Below are 16,171 nucleotides of genomic sequence, written 5' to 3'. Positions count from 1 at the left end.
CTCGCCTAACCCATCGCCCGTCGAACAATCGCCGGACCAGTTTTGGCAAATGGTTCGGCTGTCGGCTGGTCGACAAGTTCATGCGGCATCAGCTTGAGGCGGACCCGCATGTTCGTTTCGCCCGGCATCGCCTGACACCAGGCGCCAAGGCAACGCAGGCCGTCGGCATGGACACGACGATGAATGTCTTCAAGCGGCTCCAACGGCTGCATTGGGCCGGCCAGATCGCGGTTGGCGACTGCGAAAGCGCAGATTTCCGCGCCGAGCGCTGCCTGCAACGCGGCGGCTTGTCGTCCATCAATGACGGCGGCCAGACTGCCGGCCCAGTAGATCGCGCCGGCGCGAAGCGCAAGTTCCTCCAACTCCTCAGCCGACGACAAGGCAATCGCCAGGTCTGTCTCATCGGCTGGTTCGTTGGCGACGGCGCCGCTGAGGCCGTAACGGTCGAGCAGAAGCACTGACAATCGCTGATGCAGGCGCTGCGAGCGCAACATGCGCTCGCAGGCGGCCTCGCCGACCGTGCCATCAAAGCACTGCGCCAGCCGGGCCGCATCCGCATAGAATGCGGGATTGGACATGAATGTTTGCCATTCCGGGCTGCTGGCAGTTCGCTTCGAGCCGGTCTGGATCATGTCTTCTTCACCGGCATTGCCGAAGCGTCGAGCGCATAAACACCGGGTCGTCGATACCACTGGACGTAAGCCAGGCGGGCAGCCAGCGCCGCTATAGCCACCATCATGCCGTAAAACAGCCACATCGCGGCGGCGACGCTGTCGCGATGCAGCCAGAGGCCGAGGAACGTCGTGAAACCTGGCTCGCCGGTTGCGTGCTCGGGAACCGCCGCAGTCACCGGAATGAGCGTGATGGACACATTGTCATAAGTCAGCCCGGCGATGCCTTTGGCCACCAACATCTTGACCTGAGGGATCAGCTCATTCATCGGAACGGATGCGCGATGCCGGATGAAAACGGAGGCGGACGATGGCACCAGCCGCTGTCTCAGCGGATCGTTTTCGGGCAGGACGAGATGAACGCGCGCGGAAAGCACGCCGTCGATGTCCGAAATCGTCTGCGACAGTTCCTGGCTCAGGCCATAAATCATCGTCGCGCGCTCTTCGACCGGCGAGGATACCAGCCCGTCGCGCTTGAACACGTCGCCGAGCGTCTGGAATTCCTGTTTGGGCAACCCGCTTTCGTCGAGAATCGCCATGGCTTCGGCGAAACGGTCCTTCTGTACGGAAACCGTCATTTTGCCGTCCTTGCCCGCCTCGCGTTGGGCCGGGATGCCATGACGCATCAGCGTGGCCACGATCTCGTTGGCCTGCCGCTGGTTGAGGTCGGAATACAGCTCAACCGAGCACGCCTGGAGCACAAGCATGCTTACCACGACGAGCGCGACGCGGCACCGGACGCCGCATCGTTTCAATAGTGTCGACCGCCGCGGCAAGGTTATCGTGTGCACGAACACTCCGTAGGCTTACTGTTGCTTAATCAGCGTGCTGGTGGACGACGTAACGGCCGTTACGCTGCTTGTGACCACTTCGAGATTGGCGGCTGCCCACATCACCGAAATGGATCGTTCGAGCAATTGCTCGGCATTTTTTGCGGTGGCGTTTTCGTCTTCCTTGCCTGACGGGGCATTGCCTGACGGGGCGGTCTTGCCGGCGCCATCCTGCATGGCGGCCGTTTCAGCACTCACAAGGGCATTTGCCTGGGGGGCATTTGCCTGGGGGGCATTTGCCTGGCCAAGGGCCCTCTGGACCTGCTGCATGGTCCCTTCCAGCGACTGAACCGCAGAACCGAACAATGCAGACGGATCCGTGAGCGCCCCGCCCCCAGCCTTCTCCACCTCGGCCAGATAGTCGAACAGCTTGTGTTCGGCGATCGGCTCGGTCTTTTCCAGTTTGGACGATTGTCCGGCCATCGTCGGATTGGCTCCCGAAGACGACTGCGCCACCTGCTGGCCTGCCCGCGCGGCGACATCACCGCGTTCAGGCATACTAACCTTCGCGGCATCCTGTTTTTCCTGATTGGCACCCACCATCCGGTTACCCGGCTGCGCTGTCGCGCCGGCGGTGATCGGCTGCTGCGAAGCCATGCTGGTGGTCAAGTTCGCCAGCGTGGCTTCCAGGGCTCCAATCGGCGCGATTTGCATGAACTTGCCCTCCTGCTTGCTTAGTTCGGTTTGCCGGAGGGAACATTCTGCGCCTCCGCCTGCCTGCCGCGGAAAACGCGGACCGGCACAACTTTGCCAACATCCTGCTTCGCGCTCGGCGCCGCAGGAACTCCCAGTGTTTTCCTGACAAGTTCGACATAGGACGGCGGCCCCGATACCGAGACAACATCGTCCTGCCTGGACACCTTGATCGGAAACTTCGGGTCGACGACGCCCAGCCGCGAAAGCCGATCTTCCGCACCGGCAGCCGTGTTGGCATCAAGCGCGATCATTTCCGTCCGGACCTCAGCTTCGGTCGCGACGTTCATGACGATGCCATCGAAATGCCAGACCAGCCCGTATCGATCGCAAATCTCCTGCAGGAACTCGCGGGCCGTTCCAACCGGCATGCCGGCGCTTAAACGTCCCTTTACGAGTTTGCTGACACGCATGGGCACCCGCATGTTGCGGCCCAGCTCGACCAGCGCATCGGCCACCGACTGATCGACGGTGATGTATTTGTACGGGCCGGCAGGCCAGCGCGGTTCGGCGGCGTTGGCCTGCGACGAGGCAAGGCTGAACGCCAGGATCATCGCAAGACCGCAAGCGACAAAAGCAGCCCTGGCTCCCGAGAACCGATCCGCATGGCAGGTGTCGCGTCCCGTCAAAATTGGTCCTATCGCAAAGAGACGCACGAGCGATGCTCGCGTCGCTGATTGCATGGTTTACCCGCCGATTCACTCTATCGTGCACATTGCTGAATTGGAAGTCCAATTGGAATGCGAACGAGCATTTGGTGCCAAACGTTGCGAACCGCTTGCAAAGCGATATGGTGCGCGCTGGAATCAGGTGATCGCCAGCTGAACGCCTGGATGCAGAAGAGAGATCGGTCTTGGCGGCAATCATGATTCTGCTTGCGAACTTGCCTGTTCCCGTCAAGGTTGCGGGACGCAAAGCCCGGGTTGTCCCGCGCCTTAACCAGAGGTTGCGTGCATTTCTGATCGCTGCCCTATCGATTGCCGCGATGGCGCCGGCGCAGGCCCAATCGAATAGCGGTTATGACCCACGCAGCTGGACTTACGATCCGGCAAGAAATGTGCTGGTCTCCCCTTCCGCTCCCGACCAGCCTTCCGATGCCGAAACCCGGCGCGATTGGTCGGCAATCCCCAGGGAGATCGTGCATTTCAGCGAGGCTCAACCGAAGGGATCGATCGTTATCGACACCACGCAGCGGCGGCTTTACTACATTTTGGGCAACGGCAGGGCGCTGCGATACGCGGTGGGCGTTGGAAAGGAGGGATTGGGATGGTCCGGCCGCGATACGATTTCGGCCAAGAAGACCTGGCCAGATTGGCGGCCGCCGGCCGAAATGCGATCCAGGGAAGCGTCAAATGGCCGCTTCCTGCCCGTGCATGTCGAGGGAGGGCCGAACAATCCACTGGGCGCGCGCGCATTGTATATCGGCAACACGCTTTATCGCGTCCACGGCACCAACCAGCCATGGACCGTCGGACTGGCCAACTCCTCCGGTTGCATTCGCATGACCAATGATGACGTCATCGATCTTTATGACCGCGTGAAGATCGGCAGCCAGATCATTGTGCGGCATTGATGGCCGTTCCCGAAAGCCGCAAATGAGTGATTCCCAGTCGTGATACCTTTCAACATCAAGCAGCTCGAAACCTTTCTCCTGGTGGCGACCTTCGGAAGCTTTCGCAGGGCGGCTGAACGCCTGAATACCACACAGCCGGCGGTGTCCACCCGAATTGCCGGGCTGGAGGAAGCGCTTGGCGCCAAGCTGTTCGAGCGGCAGAGCAGCACGGTCAGGCTGACCGCCGAGGGACAACGGCTGCTGCCGCCTGCCCAACGGGTCCTGCGCGTCGCCGAGCGGCTGCAACTGATGGCCAGTTCTCTGTCAGAGACTTCAGAGACGACCAGGGTGCTGAGGCTTGGGGTCGCCGAAACGATCGTGCACACCTGGCTGCCGGATTTCCTCACGGCACTGAAGGCAAACTTTCCGCTTGTCGATACCGACATCGTCGTCGATGCGACGACGACCCTTCGCAACGAACTCATGTCACACCGGCTCGATCTTGCGGTGCTGATGGGCCCTGTCCTGGAGTACAGCATCGAGAATATCGAGATGCCGTCCTTCCCGCTTGTCTGGGTCTGCTCGCCGCAATTGGAATTGCCCAACCGGCGCAATGTGACGCTGAACGACCTGATGCAGTTTCCGATCATCAGCTACGCCCGCACCACGCGACCCTACAGCGAACTCTACCGCAAGCTCACCGGCGAATTCGAAGAGACGCCGCGCATCTTTCCGGCCAATTCGCTGGCCGCTTCGATCACGATGACACTCAACGGGATCGGCATAGCCTCGCTGCCCGAGGGAGTCGTCCAGGACTATCTCGCAAGCGGAAAACTGCGCATCGTCGAATGCGAATGGCACCCGTCCGACCTGCAGTTCACCGCCTCCTACTCTTCCGAACCCTCCAATCCGATAGCGGAGCGGGCGGCAAAGCTGGCCGGCTGCGTTGCGCATGCCTATGCTGCGAGAACCGACAAGCTCAGGCCCGCGGTTTCTCAGCCGACCAAGGTGGCCGGCAGGTAGATGCGGTCGCCTGAGAAGATCACATCCGGGCTCATTATATGGTCCATGTTGAGCACCACCGTCTCGGCCACGTCAGCAGAATGGGTCCTGGCGATCAGGCGAATGCTGTCGCCGTTCTTGACCTCGACCCACTGGTAGCCGTCTTGCTCCAGCGTTGGATTGGTGCGGCCCGCAGGGTTGCTGCTGCCGTGGGCGTGCGCCTCGACATGATCGCCGGAAACCCAGCCACTATGCATTTCGCCGTCCGGCCCGAAACCTTCGACCGGTATCCAGGCCTCCCCTGACTCGTCTGCCGAAGGCGCGGCGGTCTGCTCGACGAAGCTCCCGGGTTGCAGAACCGTCACCACGGTCGAATCCCCGTCAGGCTGGGTCCGCAAGTTCAGGCCGTAATCGGCCAGCACGGCGAGTTGCGGGAAGTCCTGCGGCGGGGTTTGCGTCCCGGGATCAGGCTGCTCGGTTTGTTCGTCCGGCGGCGCGCCCTCGACACCGGAAGGATCGTTACCCGGCGCGGTCTGTTTGTCCGATAGCGCGCCATCGACGCCGGAAGGTGCGTCGCCCGGCGCGGTCGGGTCGGTCGGCGGCGTCTTGCCGGTGTTCCATGGCTGGTCGTCCAGCGTATCCCAGGCAAACAGCAGCATGCCGACGCCGAAGGTCACGCCAAGCGCGATGCGATCGGCGATCCCCCAGCGCGCGTCGGACTTTGCCCGGGCGTCGATCTGCTCTGGCGTCCTCGGCACGGCCCGGCGGTTGAGCAGATCGGTGCGCGCGGCCGACACCCAGAACTCGGCGCTGCCGACGGTGAACAAGGCGCCCGCCGTCGCGGCCAGCGGCGAGTGCAGGTTCTGTGCCGTGTAGAGAAGGGAGCCGAAGACATAACCAGGACCGGCCAGATGCTCGGCCACGTTCCGCAACACCGGCCGTCCGGCGATCGACTGCAGCGCGGATTTCGTGCCGTAGATCACATTGCCCAGCGAGAAGGAGCCGTTCAACCAGACATTGTCGCCGCGCAGCAGCCCGGCGGCCGAGCCTGGAGACGAGAAGATGAACGACGCCCCGCTCGCGGCATTGAGGGCGCGTCCCAGCGGCTTGTGATTTGCCGTGGCGTTCGGAAAGACCGATTGCGCGCTGAAGACGATGCCGCGCACGCCGAACGCAACGCCCGCAGCCGTCGCGGCCCAATGCGGTGGCAGTATCTGCCATACCGTGTAGGAGGAGCCGGCCATTGGACCAAAGGTCGCGACCAACTGCACGTTCTCCTTGATGCGGGCGAGGGTCAGTGCCTGATCGACGGCCGCAGTTTGATCCGGCGTCATGATCTTCTTGTGGGTCGCCCGATAAGTGGTCATCTGCAGCACCGAAAGCGCGTTCGTTTGCTCCGTCGACATCCAGGTAAATTGCCTGGGCGTGAACTTGCGCAACTGGCCGGGGCTCAACTCGCCAAGCTGCTTCGGCGTCAGCGCCGCTATCTGCTGTTTCGTCAGCGCCTCGATCTGATGAATGGTCAGAGCGTCAAGCTGCTCCCGCGTCAGTGCCGAGACGTGGCGTGGAGACAGCTTTGCCATTGTCGCAGGATTGCGTGCCGCGACGAGAGCTGGGTCCAGCGCCGCAAACTGGGTGGCATTGAGATGGCTGAATTGGGCAGGCCGCATGGCGGTGACCTGTTCCGGCGTAAGGGCGTTGCGCTGCTCGTCACTGAGCTTGGCGATCTGGTCGGGCGTCAGCTTGCGCACCTGCTCGATGGTCAATCCGGCGAGTTGCTCTTGCGAGAAGGCCGCGACCTGATCCGGCCGCAAGCCGGTGATCCGGCCAGAGGCAACAGCCTGCAATTTGCTTGGCCTGATCGCCTGGAGCTGTTCGCCACCCAGCGCCCGCAACTGCTTCGGTGGAAGCGCGGCAAGCTGATCGAACGTCAACTGCCGGATCTGCTCGGGGCTCAGCGCAGCCACCTGCTCAGGCGCCAGCTTGGCGATGTTCTCCGGCTTGATGGCGTGCAATTGCGGACCGGTCAGCCCGGCAATCTTATCGGCCGCAAGCGCTCTGACCTCCGGCCCGGTCGGTGCCCGCACAGGTTCGGCAAATCCCGGCTCCGCGGCGAAACTCGCCGGAAGCTCAAGGCTGATGATGTTTCCGCTGACGGGGTCAAAAACCGCCCTGCCCCGGTCAGGCGCCGGCGGCCATGTCGCGGCTGTCGGCGTTTCGGCAGCACTATTCTCTGTCGGCGGCGTTTCGCCGGCCACGGCCGGGGCTTCGTGGCCGACCACCGCGGCCACTGGCGGCGGCGGCGCTTCGGCCTGTTCTGGCGCATCCCAGAACTCGTCGGCCGGCCGCAAGATCACCTGCGGGCGTTTTTGTGTCGATCCGCCAGGCGCGACGGCATCCTCATTGCGCGTGAACTCACCGACGAAATTGCCGTCCGGATCCATCATCCGCCAGCCATGGACCTCGTTCCATGGTATGCTGCCGTCGATTGCAGTCTCGTCGACGCGGGCCATGCTGTCGCTGACCGGCCGGCCCATCGCCTCGAACTCGGTCGGGACGTGGAGGCGCGGTCTACTCGGATTGAGCGTGTAGAGATAGGTATGGCCCTGCTGCCGCGCGGCCCGTGACTCTTCCGAAACGAAAGCCTTGGCGCCCGAGATCGACTGGCTGGTGCCAACGAAACGGCCATGGGTATTGCCCAGCACATAGTTGCTCAGGACGATGCCTTGCGGATTGTCCACCCAGATTCCGGTCGGCGGCGGCGGCGAGAAGCCGCCGGCGTCCCTGATCTCGCTCGGCGCGCGTGTATCGGCGCGGAAAACATAGGGGCCGACATTGCCGCGCAAGGGTCTTGCGGGGTCGCCGGCGCCGTCGACGGGCAGATTGCCTTCCTCGGGAAGGCTCCCCGGCACATGGTCATCGGAAGCCCCACGTATCCAGGGCAGCACCACCGGCTCCCCGGTTTCCGGATCGCGATGCAGAATATGCGACTTGTGAGCCAAGGTCGGGTCGTCGCCGCGGAGTTGCGGACCATCCGCAGGCGGCACGTATACGTTCTCCGCGCTCTTGGGCGGCGTCCCGAGATACCTCACGGTGGCCGTTTCGCCATTCTCGTCCACGATCCGAACCGTTTTTTCCGACGACCCCGGGCCCAGTGCCGGAGGGGTGTCATCCGACGGCCCTAGGCCCAGTGGCGGCGGGGTTCCATCCGGTCGTCCCGAGCCCAGTGCCGGCGGGGTCGGCGGCGAATTGTGCAGCACATCCTGTTCGAGCAGCCGGTTGAGGTAATGCGCCTGCGTGGGCGTCAGTTCGCTGCGGGCCTGCTGGTCCAGCTGTTGCCGCAACGCTTTCCATGCTGGCCGGCTCATGCCGTCTGGCCGTCCGCCGGCGAGTTGGTCCGGATATGGCGCCGCGCCCAGTTCCGGGAACACATCCAGCACGCGCTGACCAGCGAACCTCAAATCGCCGTGCGGCGATGCCGCAACCTCGGCGAGATAGGCGTCGAGATGCTGCAGAACGTCCGGCGTCAGTCGCCCCCCCGAAGTGTCCAGCGCGGAGAAGACCTTTTGCGCGCCTTCGGAGGATCCGGGATGCGCGCGGGCGGTGCGGGCATGCGGGACGACATCCTTCCTCACCGAGCCGAGTTCCACCGTCGTTAGCGGCAATGGCCCATAGTTCACGGCGAGACCGGCGCCGTGGTCCGTGCGGTCCAGGCGGTTGAGCGGCCCGGCGCCCGTCTCGCGCGGAACGCCCTCGAAGGCGGGGCTGCCGCGCCAGGGTTCCTTGCCGCCTCCCAAGGGCGCAATGACGTTGTAGTTGCGGAAGAGGAGACGATCCTCGAAACCAGGCACCTTGCCTTCGGAGCTATAGTGGCTGGCGCCACCTCTCGCCGCCTCCTCCCAGAAAGAGGCTGCTCGTTGGCTGAGCGGGCCAGGCTCCCGGTGCGTATATCCCGGCCGGCCGCCTTCGCCGCCGAGATAGCGCAGCGTGCGATTGACGTAGGTCCCACTCACAGAGAAGCCAGCGATGGACAGTGAAACGCCAGTGGCTTTTTCGCTCTGGAACGTGTTCTTCGACAGCATCGGCGCCGATGCGACCCACTGGGCGGAGGGAGCCGCCGCCTCGTCATAAGCGAAATTCGGCCGGTATCCATTGACGAAAAGTTTCTGGCCGTTCGCGTCGTTGGGGTGGACCGGGAGCAGGAAACCGGTGCCGTCCGGGCCATTGTTCTTCAGGCTGAGCTCGCCATAGACCTGCCGGCTGGGCAGCGGCACTTTGAGGCCGATGCCGAGTATCGATCCGCCGAGAGTGATCGTGCGGCCGTCGGGGCCGAGGATAGCCCCGGCAGCCAGCAAGGCGCCGTTGGTCGCCGCGTCGTTCAGTAAGGGGCCACCCACGACATTGGCTTCGTGTTCCTGCAGGAACCAGGAAACAGTGGCGCGGTCGGACCGCCAGACCCCCTGTGCATCGGTGAAGAATGTCGGGGCGCGCCAAGAACTCGCCTTGTCGGCATCCAGCAACCGTTCCAGCACGACGGGCACCTCGCTGTTGATCTCGGTCCCGGCCTTGGGCTTGCTTGGGGGCAGCGCGTTCTCCAGCGCGTGTGCGAGCGACCGGACAGCAGGGTCCGCGGATTTCTGCTGGTTGGCGGCGTAACCGCGCATCTCTCGCCAAAGATATGGCGTCCAGGTGTCGTGGCCGGACAGAACCTTCTCATTATAGCGGCCCTCCGGCGAAAGGTCGCCGGCGGGTTTGAACGAAGAGCCCGGCTGAAGCTTCGGACCGTAGACCCACGTGCTGCCACTGTCGGCCTGCAGGACCTGCATGAGCGCATCCTGCTGCGCGGCGGTCACCGCCTTGCCGGGCTTGGTGGCGCGCCCCTTGAAAAACGGCGAGGCGGCATTTGCCGCGGCGGCAAGGTTCGGATCGGTGGAGCGTGACGCCGCCTTGAGGTAATCGCCGACGATGCCACGGCCGGCATCAGTCCAGCCGGCTTCTCCCGGCAGCGCCCCGGCGGTAAGGAACTGCTCGCCGCCGGGCAGCCTGGCGTCGGACGACAGGCCGAGTTGGTCGATCACTTCTCCCGGCGACAGATGCGGCAGCTTGCCCTGCGCGCTGAACACCTGGAGGGTCGTCAGGCCGTTCTTCGAAAGCTGGCCGGCCGGCTTGGAGCCGGTGAACAGGCTGTTGCGGTCGGCGTTGAGCATTTCGCCAAGCGCATGATGCTGAGCCGGCGTCATCTCCGTGCCGGACTGAGGCAGGCTCCTGCCGCCGAGCTGCACCCTGGTCATGGTCACCGCATCGCGGACGACAGGATCGCTGGAACGTTCGAGGGAATTGAGGTAGTCGCCGACGAGCTCCAGCTGCTCGGGCGTCCATGTCGGCGCGGGCGTCGCCGCATCGTCGGGAAGCGCCGGCAAGGTCGTGGCCAGGGTTTCGCCGAGCGCCGAGCGACGGCTGACTTCCGGATTGTCGGCAGGTTTGAACGTACGGACTTCCCGTGCCGGGGTGTTGACCCTGAGCTGGCCGTTCGGCGTGGTTATCGAACCGCGCTTGGCGCGCTCGACGGTCTTGCCGGAACCCAAATAGCCGGCCTCCGTGGCATGCTCGCCCAATGGGACGATTTCGGGGACGATGTCGCGGGTCATGCTCGCCTGCGGGCCGGCGACGACGACCTTGGCCGGCCGGTATTTGCCGTCGGCCTCGACATAGATGTCCTGTCCGGCGGTGACGCCGTCCTGCGCAACCGGCCGGTGATAGATGCTGTCGACCAGTTCGCCGAGCTTCGGATAGTCATAGCGGGGTTCGGTATTCGCGTAACGCGTGCCGATGCGCCGCAGGCCGGCTTTGACTGCAGCGATCGTCTGGCCGAAGCTGTAGGGGTTTGACGAGCGATTGTTGATGACCGGCGTGCCGTCGGGGCGAACCGGGCTGGGGTGATCGGTGTCCGTCACGGCCGGTGGCTCGGTGCGGGCGTTCGGATCGGCTGTCCAGCGGCCATCGGCGCCGAGATAAAGCACCGGCAAGGAAGGGTCGAGCTCGACAGCAGCCGGCACCGACTCCGGCGCGGCCGTGATCGCCTTGGGTTCGGGTATGGCGACAACACGCTGCCCTTCCGGCAGGTTGAAATCGACGAGCATCTCGCCGGTATGGCGGTTGCCAACAGTGTAGCGCATCAACGGGCGGGTGCCTTCGGCGCCACCTTCCGACGGCTTCGCTCCGGACGGGTCCAGCGTGCCGGTGAACGTCTTGGTCGCCGGGTCCCAGATGAGCCGCGAACGGGCGCTCGGCCCCTCGTCGTGGGCGCTGACAACCCTCCCCTCGATAACGGGGTGGCTGGGATCATGGAAGACCAGCTCACCAGTAGCACGATAGACGCCGTCAGTGCCTTGCTCATGCACGACCATCGGCCTCGACGATTGTCCGTCGCCTGATGGATCACCCTTGCCGCCCGTGGGTGGCGGTGGATTCGGACCATCGGACACGCCCGCCGGCAGCGCCCGTGGACCGGTTGGCCGGTTAGCCGCACCCGCGTTGTCAAAACCGTCCCGGGCGCTGAAACCGGCTCTCTGCTGGTCGGATGTTTCGCCGGCCACATCGCCGTCGATGATGATCTCATCCGGGTCCGGCATGACCTGCTCGCCGGTCGGCCTGTAGACACCGTCAGCGCCCATCTCGTAGACGGCCCGCGGTTGCGGCCCCGAATCCGGAAAAGTTCCGCTCCGAGTACCGCCCGTTCCAGGCATGTTGGACAACAGCGAACGGCCGCCCAGCCCCGTGCCGACAGTGCCGACACCTATGCCCACGATTGCGTTGGCGAGCTCGAGCAGGGACATCTCGCCGCCATGCGCCGCCAGATCTTCCACCGATTTGCCGAGCAGCGGAACACCGGTAACCACGGCGCCGGCATCGAGGCCCCACGCAGCGTTGGTCAGCTTGTTGCCGCTTTGCATGAACGCCGAGACGTCATCGGCGTAAGAGGCCTTCTCTACCTTCACCTGGAATCTGCCGATGCCCCAGTTGGCCTTCTCCATGTGGGTCATCCCGAAGCCGCCCGCGAAAGCCTGGCGCCCTGACAGGCCGGTCTTTGCCAGGCCGTACGTGCGCAGGGCGCCGGCGCCCACGGGCAGGAATGCGGTTACGCCGGTCGCGACATTCCAGGCCGACTGGCTGTCGAAGTCGCCGCCCTGCAGGAGGTGATCACCCTCTTTGATCAGAGCCTTGCCGCCAAGGATTGAACCGGCGCCGACGGCGATGGGAATGGCCCATTGGCCGCCCGGCACGAACGAGACGATGGTTGCGGCGCCCGCCAGAAGGCCTAAGCCTATGTCGCTGGCCTTGTCCCAGAAATCCACTTTGCGTGCGTCGGCCACTTCGAGTTCGTCGAGCGAAAAGCCATCCTTGCCGAGCGACATGTCGCCGCCCTTGGCCATGACCAGGTTGCCTTTGTCGCTGAACAGGCGATTCTCGTGCTGGAATTCGTCGAAGCTGCTGTAATATTTGCCCGAGCTGTCGACATAGCCGATTTCGTCGCCGCCGCTCTTGATCGCGAACAAAGCCGTCGTCGATTCCTTGCCGCCGTCGAGGGAGAAGATCGGTACGATCTTGACCTCGGCGTCGTCGCCGCCGCGGTCGGTGATTTCTTCGGCGACTTTTTGGACGTCTTCACTCGACGCCTCGGGCCCGAGGGTCTGACCAACGGCAGTGCTGAGTTGGTCCGGCGTATATGTCTCGTATTCGCCGGTGAAGCCGGCCTCGTAGAGGTTCTCCAACTGGACCTGATATCCAGCCAGCGCCTGGTCCTTGTGTTCTTCAAAATACTCGTACTTGACTTTCGCCTCATGATCGGCGGAACCGTATTCGAGAAGTTTGGGGTGGCTTGCGGAAAAAGCGTACCAGTCGCGCCCCGCCACCATCGCCGGCCGCACGTTTTCTTCCCAGTCCTCCAATTGGTTCTTTTCGGTCTCCGCTTGGCCTCGATCGATTTCCGCGGCCGCAAGTTCGGGGTGCACCCACAGCTTCTGGCCGTCCATCTCGATCTGGACCCACTTGCCGCTGTCGCCGATCGCGCCCGGCCCCTGCTCTTCATAGGCCGCGGCAACCTCCGGCGCGACCCACAGGTCGCGGCCGTTCACCGTGATCTTCACCGCCGTCTCGCCCGGCTTGAGCGTGCCGGCGGGCGCCTCTACGGTTCCCGGCCCGTAGTCGGTGATCGCCTGGTCGCGTGCCGTCGTCGCATCGGCGAGCGCCGTCTTCGCATCTCTCAGCCCGGCATCAAGCTGGTCGACCTGCACGCCGACAATCTTCGACCTGGCAGCGTCCAGCGCCGATTGCGATCCGTTTGCATTGGCTGTGCATACCGGCGCCGATAGGTCCTGCGTCGAGGCCAGCATCTCCTGCCACTGCTTGTTGAGCGGATTGTTGCGGAAATCTTCCCTGATACCCTCGTCGTTGAGGTCATATGTCAGGGCAGATTTATGTATGTTGGTGTCATCACCGTTCTCGTCGGTGAAAGTGGCGTTCTCATATTCGGTAACGACATAGAGCTGACCGTTCTCCTCAATGATGTGCTGCGATTTTATCTTGCCGGTAAAGTCACCATGTCCATTGGTATAGCCTTCCCAATCGAAATGGTGCGGGTTTCTTTCCTGCGCCTGCGCAAGCAGTTGCTGCTTGAGAGGCTCCATGGTTACGGCAAGATCCGCCGCCTCTGCCTGTCCAACCCCATACTCCTGATATGCCTCGGCCAGGGTCACCTGATTGGCCGCTGCCCCCTGGAGCGTTTGCAGACCTTCAAGCCGCTCTTCGATGGCCGTGTATTCTGGGCTTCCAGGCTTGGCATTGGTAAGCTTCAGCTCCAGCTCGGTCGAGCTGATCATTTGATCGATCGTGGCCTTGTTGCCGTTTGCGGTGTGTAGCGAAACGTTTGTAAAGAGCTCGGCGACCTCCGCGTGCGCGGCCTTTCCATGTTGGTTGGTTTCCTCGGCACTGGGGCCATCCGGGTTGCTGACAGCCGTCTGGTTGGGATCGCTGAGCGTCGGCAGGTCTACCTGTTTGTCGATCGCTTCGAGAAGTGACTTCTGGCCCTGCTCGTATTTGACCCGGGCGGTGCTGGCGCTTTCAAGGGCGTTGTTGGCGAGGGTCAACCGGCTTTGCGCATCTGCCAGCGTGCCCTTCGGCTCGGGCGGCTTCCAATCCAGTCCATAAGGCGCCAACGCTGCGTCGAGCGTTGACTCGGCACCGTCCATGGCGTTCTTGAATTCAGGGTCCAGCGCATAGACGTCGAGCTGTGCCGCGCTCTGCGCAGCCTTTGCTTCTGCCTCACCGAAGTTCGCAATCGCCACGTTCTCGGCTGCGATCGCCTTGGCCACCTCCGGGTCGAACCATTTCCAGCTCCCGTCGACCAGCAATGGCACCCACTTCCCGCCCGAAGGAGCCGTGGGTGACGGTGGGTTGCCGTAGGGACCAACCGACGTGGGGCCACCGTCGAGAGTCGCGCCGGTTGCGTCTTGTCCCGGACCATACAATTCCATTGCAGCGACCACGGCCTGCTGCTTTTCAAGCGCCTCCGTGGTCAGCTCTGGCGTCGCTCCGCCGAATATGCCGTCCAGCATCGTCTTGAGTATCTGGTCTTCCTTGGCCTGTTGCGGGTCACTGCTGTTCGGGTTGATGTCCAGCAGCAGCTCGGCGAGCGCCTGTTGCGCGGTGCCGGCCGCGATATCGGTGACGGCGCCGGTCGTTGCGTTGGTCAGCGTGATCTTGCCGTCCGGCGACGTGGTCATTGTATAGCCGTTGAACGTCACCTCGACGGTGGTGTTGGTACCGCCCTCGATCACCACGGTTTCCCCGGGATGAATAAGGTCGGGATCGCGCGGAGAGGTGAACAGCTCCGGATTGCTTTCGGCGAGATCCTCCAGCGTCACACCATGCGCCTCGGCGATGTCGCTCAGATTGTCACCGGGTTGGACCTCGTAATCGATCGGCTCGCCATCCCCCAGCGTCTCGACAATGGTCTCGGTGCGACGGCCGTCCTTGTCGACGACGATCGTCGTTTCGGTTCTGTTCTTAGGGTCGACGATGGTGGTGGTCTGCTCGCCGGTCTCGGTGTTGCGCTCGGTGTGGCTGGTCCTGCCATTGCCGTCGACCGTATCGGTCGTCTCGGTATTCCCCTCGATGGTCGTCGCCGAAGTCGAACCGTGTTGGTAGTCGTTGTTGTAGGTGACCGTCCTGCCGGTCTCCGGATCCGTGACGACGATCTGCAGGGTTTCGCCCGGGTCGCCGCCCTGCGTCACCTCGAGGCCGGCGGCGTTCAGCTCGGCGATCACCTGCTCGGGCGTGAGATCGCTCGCCTCGGCGATCTCCTCGATGCTCATGCCCTCGGCAAGCTGCTCCTGGATCGACGCCGCGCCCGAGCCGTCGGCGGTCTGGGTCTGCGCCAGGATTACTTCGTCGCCATCCGGCCCCGTGACCGTGGTTACCGGCAAGGCGACGCTGTTGTTGGGCGTTACCGTCTCAACCTTTGCGCCGTTCGGCAGGGCCTTCTCCACCGTGACGGTGCCGTCGGCAGCCGTGTGGGTGGTGGTGGTGATGCCGGTCTGCGGGTTCGACGTGCGTTCGGTGACCGCGCCGTCGCCGAGATCATCGACGAGCGTCGTCGTGATCGCGCCGGTCTGTGCGTCGACACTGGTGGTTTCCTTGCGGCCGAGATCGTCACGGATCGGCGATGAGGTCGCCTGCATGTCGGGGCCGGTCTCCTGGGTATAGTAGCCGCCGTGTTGATAATCCTGGTTTTCGGTGATCGTGCGGTTTCCGGCGGTGATCACCACCGTGCGGGTGTCGCCGTTGGCGTGCTCGGTCGCTACCGCCGTCATGCCGCCGGCATTCAGAGCCGCCACCACATCCTCGGGAGCCAGGCCCTGCTCGGCGGCGATGTTGTCGATGCTTTTGCCACCATCGATCGCCTTGAGGATGTCGTTTGCCTTGACTTCCGGCGAAACATTATCCGGCCCACCGCTGGCCAGCAGGAGGTTTGGCGCGCCGCCGGAATCCTGCATCGCGAAAAGCGCCGGCGCGGCTGTGACGCCGCCATTGCCGTTTGCCGTGGTGACCGCGGCAGGCAGCTCCGGTCCTGGCTGTGCCGGAGCAGTCGGCTGTGGCGACTGGGTAGTCTGTTGCGGCGCCGGGGCAGTCGGCTGCGCCGTCGTCAGCTCCGCATTGACCTGCGTCAACCGCTGGCGGGCGCCCGCGGCCGCGTCGACCTCGCCCATCCTGTTGGCGAGCCGGATTTCGTTTTGCAATTTCGTGGCTTCCGCCCGCAGCCGCGTGGTCTGCTCGGCTTGGGCCTTTGGATCGACCCTGGGCGGCGGCGGCAGCTTGACGGTGTTAATCGGGCGGATCATCAAACAACCTCCGGAGCCGGTCCA

At 63.8% G+C, this 16,171-nt stretch carries 7 protein-coding genes; 2 read left to right on the top strand and 5 right to left on the bottom strand.

Annotated features, from left to right (window positions below):
• Window positions 1-5: 5 nt before the first annotated feature.
• From AC0L3H_RS00795 to AC0L3H_RS00780, 4 genes are read right to left on the bottom strand one after another with little or no spacing between them, the layout of a single operon-like run.
• Window positions 6-578: a SctK family type III secretion system sorting platform protein gene (locus AC0L3H_RS00795; RefSeq protein ID WP_473584142.1), complete on the bottom strand. Its 573-nt coding sequence runs from the start codon at window positions 576-578 to the stop codon at window positions 6-8.
• Window positions 579-628: 50 nt separating this feature from the next.
• A complete protein-coding gene (gene sctJ, locus AC0L3H_RS00790; RefSeq protein ID WP_473584141.1) occupies window positions 629-1,462 on the bottom strand; it encodes a type III secretion system inner membrane ring lipoprotein SctJ in 834 nt (277 codons plus the stop codon).
• Between the two features lie 15 nt (window positions 1,463-1,477).
• A complete protein-coding gene (locus AC0L3H_RS00785) occupies window positions 1,478-2,155 on the bottom strand; it encodes a hypothetical protein (RefSeq protein ID WP_473584140.1) in 678 nt (225 codons plus the stop codon).
• Window positions 2,156-2,175: 20 nt separating this feature from the next.
• Window positions 2,176-2,823, bottom strand: a complete 648-nt coding sequence (locus AC0L3H_RS00780; protein ID WP_473584139.1) for a type III secretion protein — start codon at window positions 2,821-2,823, stop codon at window positions 2,176-2,178.
• 356 nt (window positions 2,824-3,179) lie between these two features.
• Between AC0L3H_RS00780 and AC0L3H_RS00775 the strand changes: the two genes are divergently transcribed.
• A complete protein-coding gene (locus AC0L3H_RS00775) occupies window positions 3,180-3,767 on the top strand; it encodes a L,D-transpeptidase (protein WP_473584138.1) in 588 nt (195 codons plus the stop codon).
• Window positions 3,768-3,806: 39 nt separating this feature from the next.
• Entirely contained in the window at window positions 3,807-4,769 is a 963-nt protein-coding gene (locus AC0L3H_RS00770; protein WP_473584137.1) for a LysR family transcriptional regulator, read from the top strand.
• Here AC0L3H_RS00770 and AC0L3H_RS00765 read toward each other — a convergent pair.
• Window positions 4,742-16,147: a LysM peptidoglycan-binding domain-containing protein gene (locus AC0L3H_RS00765; RefSeq protein WP_473584136.1), complete on the bottom strand. Its 11,406-nt coding sequence runs from the start codon at window positions 16,145-16,147 to the stop codon at window positions 4,742-4,744. The genes AC0L3H_RS00770 and AC0L3H_RS00765 overlap by 28 nt on opposite strands.
• Between the last annotated feature and the right edge of the window lie 24 nt (window positions 16,148-16,171).

The sequence above is a fragment of the Mesorhizobium sp. WSM4816 genome (assembly GCF_055811535.1).
The sequence above is the reverse complement of the archived record's forward strand: the minus strand, read 5'-3'. Positions and strand labels throughout refer to the sequence as shown.

Excerpts from the sequence above, each read along its gene's own strand:
- AC0L3H_RS00785 (WP_473584140.1), bottom strand. The coding sequence starts at position 2,155 with ATGCAAATCGCGCCGATTGGAGCCCTGGAAGCCACGCTGGCGAACTTG.
- AC0L3H_RS00795 (WP_473584142.1), bottom strand. The coding sequence starts at position 578 with ATGTCCAATCCCGCATTCTATGCGGATGCGGCCCGGCTGGCGCAGTGC.
- AC0L3H_RS00775 (WP_473584138.1), top strand. The coding sequence starts at position 3,180 with ATGGCGCCGGCGCAGGCCCAATCGAATAGCGGTTATGACCCACGCAGC.
- AC0L3H_RS00765 (WP_473584136.1), bottom strand. The coding sequence starts at position 16,147 with ATGATCCGCCCGATTAACACCGTCAAGCTGCCGCCGCCGCCCAGGGTC.